Genomic DNA, 6,131 nt, shown 5'->3' on the forward strand with positions numbered 1-6,131 from the left:
ATGCCTGGGCCCAAAATCGTCCACCCACAGAGGACAGCGATGATGATGGCCATACCGGCGGTAATGGCACCCTCAGTGGCACCCGTGGTGTGCAGACCGCGGTACATCACCCACGAGCCGAACCCAAAGAAGATCAGCGTGCCAAGAAGCGGCGGCAGACCGAAGATATTGTTGATCAGGTCACCGGAACCAGCGGCATAGGCAATGAGCGCGCCGATACCGTTGACGATGATGGCGACGAAGACCAGCCACCGACCCCACTGCCCTAGGTAGTGCTCGGCCAGCCCCGAGACTTGCAGCGTGGCCTTGGTACGCATGGCGGACTCGGCCACGTACAACATGGAAATGGTCGTGAGCGTGCCTGCCACAAGCAGGGCGATGACGAGCGCGAGGAATCCACCGTTGCGAGCGGCATAAGGAATGGAGAGAACTCCCGCGCCGATGTTGGTGCCGAAGATGAGGGCGATGCCCTGCACGAAGGACAGCGCGGGCTTGAATTCCTTCGTGGACTGATCCTTCTGCGGCACAGAAATGTTGTTGGACAAAGACTTCTCCGATGACTACTAAATGACTATTAAAACGTGAACTCACCCGGCCATCGCCGGGTGAGAACTGCATTCGCCTTACTTGTATTCGTTGAACTGTTTGACGACGACCTGCAGCGCCTCACGCCACAGGTCCTCCGGGATAGCCAGGGAAGGCAGGAAGCGGATGACGTTGTGGTCCAGGCCGCAGGTCAGCAGCAGGACGCCCTCGGCCTTGGCGCCGTCAGCAATCTTGTGCACCAGCTCGGAGTCCGGCTCGCCCTCAGCGGTCACGAACTCGAGTGCGAGCATGGCGCCGCGGCCGCGGAACTCTGCCACACGCTCATCGCCCAGGATGGGCTCCAGCTCCTCGCGGGCGACCTTCTCCAGGTTCTGGGCGCGCGCACCGAAGTCCTTCTCCTCAAACTCCTTGAAGGTTGCCAGCGCAGCCGCGCACGCCACCGGGTTACCGGTGTAGGTGCCGCCCAGGCCACCCGGCTGCGGGGTGTCCATGATTTCCGCGCGGCCGGTCACCGCGGACAGCGGCATGCCGGAGGCAATGCCCTTGGCAATGGTCACCATGTCCGGCACGATGCCCTCGTGGTCGGAGGCGAACCAGGTACCGGTGCGCATCATGCCCGCCTGGATCTCGTCGATGATGAAGACCACGTCGTTGTCGTTGCACCACTTCTGGATTGCTGCGAGGTAGCCCTCAGCCGGGACGACGAATCCGCCCTCGCCCTGAATCGGCTCAGCAACGACGCAGGCCAGGTTGGTCGCGCCGACTTCCTGCTCAATCATGGTGATGGTCTTCTTGGCGGCCTCGGCGCCGCTCAGGCCATCGCGCAGCGGGTAGGACATCGGTGCGCGGTAGATTTCCGGCGCGAAGGGGCCGAAGCCGTTCTTGTAGGGCGACTGCTTAGCGGTCATCGCCATGGTCAGGTTGGTGCGGCCGTGAAAGGCGCGGTCCATGACCACAACGCCGCGCTTGCCGGTGTAGTTGCGGGCAATCTTTACTGCGTTCTCGACAGCCTCCGCACCGGAATTAAACAGCGCGGTCTTCTTCGGGTGGTCACCCGGGGTGACCTCGTTGAGCTTTTCTGCCACCGCCACGTAGGACTCGTAAGGAGAAACGGTGAAGGAGGTGTGGGTGAAGTGCGCGACGGCCTCCTGAACCGCGGCCACGACGGCCGGGTTCGAAGCGCCAGCGGAGGTCACGGCGATGCCGGAGGCAAGGTCGATGAAGCGGTTGCCGTCGGCGTCGGCAAGAATGCCGCCATCGGCATCCACCACGTAGCCCGGAAGTGAGGGCGCCATGCCCGCGGGGAGGGCGTTCTTGCGGCGCTCATCCAGGGCGGCGCTCTTCGGGCCCGGGACCTGCTGGCCCAGGTGGCGGGACTGCTCAATGTGGTACTGAAGTTCCTGCATGGTCTTCCTTGTGTGCTCAGATGAATAGTGTGCCCCTTAGTGTGGTCTCCACCACCCTTGGCGCACTATGGACGAGGTGTATAAATTTTCTTTCCATAGCTGTGTACTCTGTCCAGCATGCGCGAGATTTCCTTTCGCTGGCTGCTCAACCAGCGCTCTTTGAACCTGCGAAGCATCGTCACCGGTAGCGCTACGTTCAACACCATTCATGCCTCCGAGCTCGCGGACCCCAGCGAGTTCACCTCCCCCGGCGCGCTCATGCTCACGTTGGGGCTTGCCTTCCAGGAAGAACCGGAGGGGTTTGAGCGCTATGGCACAGCCCTGGCCGCGGCAGGCGTGCAAGGCATCGGCTTCGGTACCGGGCTAGCCTTCGGCGAGGTTCCCCCAGAACTAATCCGCGCCTGCTCCCAGCACAATCTCACCCTCTTTGAGGTCCCGCGCGCCACACGTTTCGTCTCCATCACCACGGCCGTGGCCCAGGAACAGGCCCGCTTGGACAACAACGCGCACTTTGCACTCCACCGCCAGCAGGAGCGCCTCAACCAGGCCGCGGCCACGAACATCGGCGCACTCATCGCACAGGCAGGCAAGGAACTCAGCGCCGCGGTAGCGGTAGCCAGCTCCTCCGGAGCGGTGGTCAGCCGCAGCGATCGCGGCCAGCTCAGTGCGGCCGACGCCGCGGTGGAGGCCGCGGAGCAGACGGGGCGGGGAACGGGGACGTCGACAAGCACAGGCGCCACCATCACCAGCATCTTCGGCTCGGCGGGACGGCGCTGGGCCATCGCGGTAACGCGTGCGGAGAAATTCGATTCCTACTCCCGCGCGCTCATCCGGCACCTCGCCGGCCTAGCCAGCCTGCTCTTGGATCACCCCGACACCACTGCGCACACGATCCTCGGGGCGTTGGCGCTCGACGCCCAACTGGCCAGCGTTGACTCCCCCGCCCTGCAGGCGGCCTTCCACATGGTCGATAGCCATGACCTCGTGGATATCCTGTTCCTCACCGCACCGTCCCCCTCCCGCCTCGCGCGGGCGTTGAGCGAAATCGGAAAAGCCGAGCCTCTCAGCCTCATCCGCCCGGAACACGATTCGGCACTTATCGCGCTTCCCCCAGGCACCGCGCACCCGAGCTTAAGCGGGAAACACACCCGCTACCTCCGGACGTCCATCCTGCAGCGCATCCAATGGCAGGCGTTGACACCGGCGCTGTTGTCCTCTCTCCAGAGCCACGCGCGCAGCCTGCCACTCGGCGCTGTGGCGTCCTTCGATTCGGCTGCCCCTACCTGGCTGGCAGAACCCGGCGTACCCGAGGCCCTCGCTGCCCGGCGCGCAGCGACGGTCAGCCTTCTTGCCGAGCACGATGCACAACACAACACCGAGCTGTGCGCCACGCTGCGCTCCTTCCTCGTGGGCAACGCCAACCTAGCCACCGCCGCCGCAGAGCTTGGCGTTCACCGCCACACCGTGCGCGCCCGCTTGGACAAGATAGAGCAACTCTGCAGCGTGGACCTAAGCAATCCCGTCACCCGCGCAGAGCTGCTCTTGCTCAGCCTTGATTCTTAAGAACTCAGTCCGGAACGCTCACGCCCAGGATGAGAAGCTCCGCCGCCACCAGGGGGTCCTTGAGGTCAACCTCCAATAACTCCTCCAAGTCCGCGATGCGCTTGCGCACGGTGTGGCGGTGCGAGTGCAACTCCTCAGCGGTGCGGCTCACGTGCCCGCCGGCGCGCAGGTAGACCTCCAGGGTTTCCGCTAGCGCCGTGCCGTACTCGGCGTCGTGATCACGCACCTTGCCCCAGGTCTCCTTCGCGCGGTTGTGCACCGCCCCCTTGACGCGGGGATCCCTAGTCCAGCTCAAAGTGCGCGATTCCGGCCCCGCAAGCATGCCCGGCTGCAACCCGAAGGCGAAGGACTCCAGCTCGCGGACAATTCCCACCCCCAGCTCAGTCCACGGCATGGGCTGGCCCACGACAATGCGCTTGCTTCCGCGAATATCGCGCAGCAAATCCTGCAGGTTTTTCATCGATCGGCTTCCCCTAAAGAGCAGGAGGCTGGAGGACTTATCCAGCGCGTACTCGAAGAGCAAACGCCCGTGGTCTTGAAGGCGAGCATCCAGGGCCTGGATGAAGCGCTGGTGCGCCCGCTCTCCCTCGGACTTCACCAGGACCGGACGCACCCTCCCCTGCGCATCACCCACGAGGTGGAAGATGCGCCGCATGGGATCTTCTGGCTGGTCCAGCCCCAGCTGGATGGCCAAAGCCATGGAGTTGAGCTCATTCTGCGTGCGCCGCAACTCCTGCGGGCGCTTCACGCTGAGCTCCGCTAGGCCCGCGGCCTGCTTGAGCAGCGCACGCTCGTTCACACCGAATCCATCACGCGCCACGGCCAAGAGTCCGAAGGAGCGCGCACCGTGGTCGGCCAAACGCTGGGCCAAGACATTCCACCCGCCCACGCGGCGTGCGGCATAAAAGTTCTGGGCTCGGGTATCGGCAATCACCGGGCCCCAATCCACCGGAGGCAACCCCGGGTAGCTCGACTGGGCAAAGACCCGCCCGTCCTTATCAACGAGGCAACAGTGTGCCCCCAGCAAGCGGCCGGTCTTATCTACGAGGGCGTCGAGGCCGGCGACGGCGGCGTCGTTCAGCGCGCCCTGCTGCGCAATGAAACACTCCAGCCCTTCCTCACGCTGGCGCTGCAGCTCGTCGTGCAAACGCGCGAGCACCGAGACGAAAGGCACGCGCCGCGCCACCGTGAAGAGCGAAATATCGCAGTCCCGGGCAGCCTCCACCATGGCGGTCGGAACCTCGGCGAAGGCAAGGCCAACGCCGAATCCCACCCCCGTTACCCCACCCGCGGCCACCCTGTGGATGTACTCCACCAGCTCTTCCGGCTTTCTTTCAAAGGCCATGCCCGTGAGCAAGATGACCACCCCAGATCCCACAAACTCGCGGGGATCGCGCAGCTCACAGGGATGCATGACGGAGAAAGGACGCCCGCAATCGTGCAGAATTTCTATCCCCAGATCGGGTTGATTAGCCAACCATCTCAGGGAAACGCTTCCCTCTTCCAGTCCGGCAGCTACCCCCTTATCCAATGTGGACAATTTCTCACCATTCTTTCACCGAATTGTCTATGGCCCTTATGAAGTCTAGCCGCCAGAATGACCCACGTCATAAAAAATTCCGAGTATTAAGGAGCAGACAGCATGCAGGATCTCAAGCACCGCCTCCCCCAGGAGCGGAATGTCTCCACCGCAATCCCTGGCCCCCGCAGCCAGGAGCTGAATGCCGCCCGTGAAGCAGACGTCGCCGCTGGCGTCATCCCGGGCTACCCCTCCTACATCACCGACGGTGACGGTGGCGTGCTTGTCGACGTCGACGGCAACACCATCGTCGACTTCGCATCCGGCATCGCCGTGACCTCCGTCGGCGCCTCCAACCAGCGCGTTGCCAAAGCCGTCGCCGAGGCTGCTAGCCACCTGACCCACACCTGCTTCCTCAACGCTCCTTACGAGGGCTTTGTCCAGGTAGCCAAGAAACTCAACGAGCTGACCCCGGGCACCCACGAAAAGAAGTCCTGTCTCTTCTCCACCGGCGCTGAAGCGGTGGAGAACGCCATCAAGATTGCTCGCCGCTACACCGGCAAGAACCGCGTCGTGGTCTTCGACGGTGCCTTCCACGGCCGCACCAACCTCACCATGACCATGACCGCCAAGAACAAGCCGTACAAGTCCGGCTTTGGCACCCTGGCCGCTGACATCTACCGCGCGCCGATGTCCTACCCGCTGCGCGATGGCCTCGATGGCAAGCAGGCAGCCGCGCGCACCCTGCGCTACATCGAGCAGTACGTCGGCACCGAAGAGCTGGCTGCCGTCATCATCGAGCCCGTGCAGGGCGAGGGCGGCTTCGTCGAGCCGGCCAAGGGCTTCCTCCCGGCACTGCAGGAATGGTGCACCGACAACGGCGTCGTCTTCATCGCCGATGAAATTCAGGCCGGCATCTGCCGCACTGGCTCCTGGTTCGCCTGCGACGACGAGGGCATCATCCCGGACCTCATCACCACCGCCAAGGGCGTGGGCGGCGGCATGCCGCTGTCCGCTGTGACCGGCCGTGCAGAAATCATGGATGCCCCGGACCCGGGCTCCCTGGGCGGCACCTACGCCGGTAACCCGGTGGCCTG

General features: G+C 64.1%; 5 protein-coding genes. 2 read left to right on the forward strand and 3 right to left on the reverse strand.

Going from position 1 to position 6,131, the window contains the following annotated elements; all coding sequences use genetic code 11:
• Positions 1-545, reverse strand: a 545-nt coding sequence (locus RDN59_RS10960; protein WP_374044613.1) for an aromatic amino acid transport family protein, incomplete at its 3' end; no start/stop codon positions are given.
• 78 nt (positions 546-623) lie between these two features.
• Entirely contained in the window at positions 624-1,952 is a 1,329-nt protein-coding gene (gene gabT / locus RDN59_RS10965; RefSeq protein WP_070684704.1) for a 4-aminobutyrate--2-oxoglutarate transaminase, read from the reverse strand.
• A gap of 117 nt (positions 1,953-2,069) precedes the next feature.
• On the opposite strand from gabT, the gene RDN59_RS10970 reads away from it, so the two are divergent.
• A complete protein-coding gene (locus RDN59_RS10970) occupies positions 2,070-3,515 on the forward strand; it encodes a PucR family transcriptional regulator (RefSeq protein ID WP_308607871.1) in 1,446 nt (481 codons plus the stop codon).
• Positions 3,516-3,519: 4 nt separating this feature from the next.
• On the opposite strand, the gene RDN59_RS10975 is transcribed toward RDN59_RS10970, so the two are convergent.
• Positions 3,520-4,992 (reverse strand): helix-turn-helix domain-containing protein, encoded by a 1,473-nt coding sequence (locus RDN59_RS10975; protein ID WP_308607872.1) that lies wholly within the window; start codon positions 4,990-4,992, stop codon positions 3,520-3,522.
• Positions 4,993-5,157: 165 nt separating this feature from the next.
• On the opposite strand from RDN59_RS10975, the gene RDN59_RS10980 reads away from it, so the two are divergent.
• Positions 5,158-6,131 (forward strand): aminotransferase class III-fold pyridoxal phosphate-dependent enzyme (locus RDN59_RS10980; RefSeq protein WP_308607873.1); only part of this gene is annotated, 974 nt, incomplete at its 3' end.

The sequence above is a fragment of the uncultured Corynebacterium sp. genome (genome assembly GCF_902489365.1).
In the GTDB taxonomy this organism is placed as follows: Bacteria; Actinomycetota; Actinomycetes; order Mycobacteriales; family Mycobacteriaceae; genus Corynebacterium.

What these genes read in the sequence shown, in the direction of transcription:
- RDN59_RS10970 (WP_308607871.1), top strand. Translation starts at nt 2,070, where the DNA reads ATGCGCGAGATTTCCTTTCGCTGGCTGCTCAACCAGCGCTCTTTGAAC.
- gabT (WP_070684704.1), bottom strand. Translation starts at nt 1,952, where the DNA reads ATGCAGGAACTTCAGTACCACATTGAGCAGTCCCGCCACCTGGGCCAG.